This is a genomic window from Mesorhizobium sp. M1E.F.Ca.ET.063.01.1.1 (assembly GCF_003998155.1).
GTDB lineage: Bacteria > Pseudomonadota > Alphaproteobacteria > Rhizobiales > Rhizobiaceae > Mesorhizobium.
In genome coordinates, this window is sequence record NZ_RZSC01000716.1 from 1 (window position 1) to 2,979 (window position 2,979).

Genomic DNA, 2,979 nt, shown 5'->3' on the forward strand with positions numbered 1-2,979 from the left:
CATCATGCCGAGACGAAGCACGTCCATATCCACGCCATGGTGCAGGCGCGGTCGGCCGACGGCGAGCGGCTGACGTTCTACAAGGCGGATCTCCACGCCTGGCGGGAAGCGTACGCTGAGAAGGCGCGCGAACACGGCATAGCGATGGTCGCAACGCGCCGGTACGATCATGCAATGAGCCGACCCTATACGAAAGAACATGCGGGCGCCTACAAACGCGCGCAGCACGATGCGCGCTATCAGGTCAGTGACAAGACCGTCGCGCGCGTGGAGGACAAGCAGCGGAGTCGTATGGATAGCAGATTGCTCGTCGCCAATGGCGGAGCGATCGCCGGCGTGTGGCAGCGGACGGCCGCCGTGATGCGGGCGGCTGGCGTCACCGGCCAGGCCCTGACCGCGGCCGAGGCGATCGGCAAGAATGTCCTCCAGATTCATGCGCACAGGGCAGGCGAGAAGCCGGCCGCTGGCGTCTTCAAAGATGGCGGGGGACCGGCGCCGACCTCGTCCTTCTTGTCCCATCCCGGCATGAAAGAATTGACCAGGCTGATAGGAGCTACCGAAATGGCGCAGACACCTTTGGAAATGCGGCAGAAGATGGCGCGTGTGAATCAAGCGTTGGATCAGATGCGGGACACGCTCCCCAACGCCGAGCAAACGCGTTTCGAGCAATACCGTGAGGGCGTGAACGACAAGATGCACGATCGTCTCGCTCGGCTCCAGTTCGAGCAGCAAAAGGGTGCAGGGGGCGCCGGCGAGGCCGCGCCTGAAAGAGATGCGCGCGGCCGCGATTTGCCGAGCCGAGACGATACGCGTCAGCCCGAGACCTCGGCGCGACATGCCGAAAAGGCGCGGCAACGCGTTCAGCAGCAGAAAGACTTAGCTAAGCAAAAGGGCCGGCAGGCCGACGATCAGGACCGCAAGACACAGCGCAGCCAGGACAACGAATACGAGCGCTAAGCACTTATCTTTCGAAGGTGGGCCCGGTTTCGGGAGAAGACATGCTTAATTCAAGCCCTTAGACAAGGTGCCCGAGTCCTTTTCAGGTGCCCTGTTTTATGTGCGGCCACCGCGCGCCGCCAAACCCAATGGCCGGCTTTGCCGCCTAAAGTCAACTCTTCTCAGCGGAAACGGAGCTTGTTGGACCCCACCAACAATGACCGCCGACGCGCGGTTGTAGGACGGGATCACTCGTCCACGACATCCGGCAATGCTTCCGCGACGACGCTTAAATTGCGATCGAACGTCTCGGAGTCAGTCGACTGTGAACGGAAAGATTTAGCCTCGGCGAGAATGGCCGCAATCACGGCCTCTTTTTGCGGCGAGATCCTGGTCGCCGCCGCCCGGGCCGCCAAAGCCGAAAAATCGACGGCATTGCCCGCTGCGGGCGCCGCCGCTGCCGGCGAGATGAGGCTCGCCTCAATCCCGGCTGCCTTTTGCGAGGCGGGCAGGCGACGGCGAGCGACTGGGGGCTCGGCACGCCCAACCTTTGCAGCGAACGTCGCACCGCGCTGCAGCCGCGATTGTGTGATGCCGGAGCGGTAGCGTGGCCCAACCGGCACGATCGACTGGACAGACGGAGAGGGGAGGGCAGCGGCGGCAGCGACTGGTTTGGCGTGCTTTACGCTCGCCGGGAGCACCATGAAAGCCCGCCTGGAGAGCTCCCGATCAGCGAAATAGAAATTGCGAGTCGCAAGGATTGCATTTTCGCCCCGCGGCAAAATGACGACCTTGCTCTTATCCATGGTGCGAATTTCGTCCGGCCGCATAAGCGGCCGGCGCACTGTCTTGCTGTGGACGGAGCGCGTGTAATAGGTGTCGAAAAGGCTCGCCTGGGTCCTGGTGACGTCCTTCTGGGGTTCGGACGTTTCGCCTATCTGATCGGAGACGTAGCGCAGATCGTCGGTCTCCTGGGCGCCGAAGAAGATCTGGACACGGGCAGCGTTGATCAGCGTTTCGCGGCTTTCCTTGCGGTAGATCTCGTCGACCGATTTGAGCGACTGCACGAAAAACCACATCGGCACGCCGTGGCCGCCAAGGACGGTGGCCATGTCCGTCACCTTCTCAAGCTTGCCGAGGTTCTGAAATTCATCGAGCAGGACAAGCACCTGGTGCTCGCCGGGGCGTGGCATGGATTCGGACATGAAGTTCATCATCTGCGTGATGAGCACATTAAAAAGCGGGCCGAGGGAAGCCATCTGCTCGCGCCGGAAATCAAGATAGAGCGAGACCCGCTCGCTTTTGAGATTGCGGATGTCGAAGGAACTCCGGGAGGTTGCCCGAATCAACCGCTCGTTCAGGAAGGGCGCCATGCCGGTGCGCACGCCGGCATAGAGACCGGAAAACTGCTTCTCCGCCATATCCGCGTAGGGCAGCAGCGTCTGCAGCGTAAAATCCGACACTTCATGCCGGCGGGTGTCGCGCAGGCTAGCCAGGAACTCCAGGATCGGCTCATCGGCGCCGTTCATGATCTTGAGGATGGTGGCGAAGCTGCGGTTTTCGTCGGCAATCTTCGGCGACTCCATGACGTAAGAGGCAATGCCGGTGAAGAGGAGGCGCGCATCGTTGACCCAATAGGGATCGGCGTTCGCAGGCGGCCGCGGAAAGAGCGCGGCCGCCATATTGCGCAGGTCGATGTCCCGCTGCGCCGAATCGAGCGAAATGAAGTCCATCGGATTATAGAAGGCGGTGTTGCCGTCGCGGTCGGCCGGCGCGAAGCGGACGACCTGGCTGAAGGTGGCCCGGTGACCGGCCGTGGCTTCATAGGTCTCGCCGCGAAGATCCAGCACGACAAGCGAATGGGGCCACATCAGCGCGTTCGGGATAATCAGCGCCGCGCCTTTTCCCGACCTTGGCGGTCCGATGACGAAGCCGCCGACGTCATCGCCGTCGATCCAAAGTTTCTTGCCGCCGCGAACTCTGGGGCGCGTCAGGCGCAATTTGCCGGTGCGCCGATCGCGGTGCGGGGCAAAGACGTTGACC

At 62.3% G+C, this 2,979-nt stretch carries 1 protein-coding gene and 1 pseudogene; one reads left to right on the forward strand and one right to left on the reverse strand.

Features of this window, described 5'->3' with window-relative positions; translation table 11 throughout:
* Nucleotides 1-957 (forward strand): annotated as a pseudogene (locus EOA29_RS41770) (hypothetical protein); the annotation flags it as partial.
* 227 nt (nt 958-1,184) lie between these two features.
* Here the strand turns inward: EOA29_RS41770 and EOA29_RS31125 are convergent.
* Nucleotides 1,185-2,936, reverse strand: a complete 1,752-nt coding sequence (locus EOA29_RS31125) for a type IV secretory system conjugative DNA transfer family protein (protein WP_245468596.1) — start codon at nt 2,934-2,936, stop codon at nt 1,185-1,187.
* Nucleotides 2,937-2,979 lie beyond the last annotated feature (43 nt).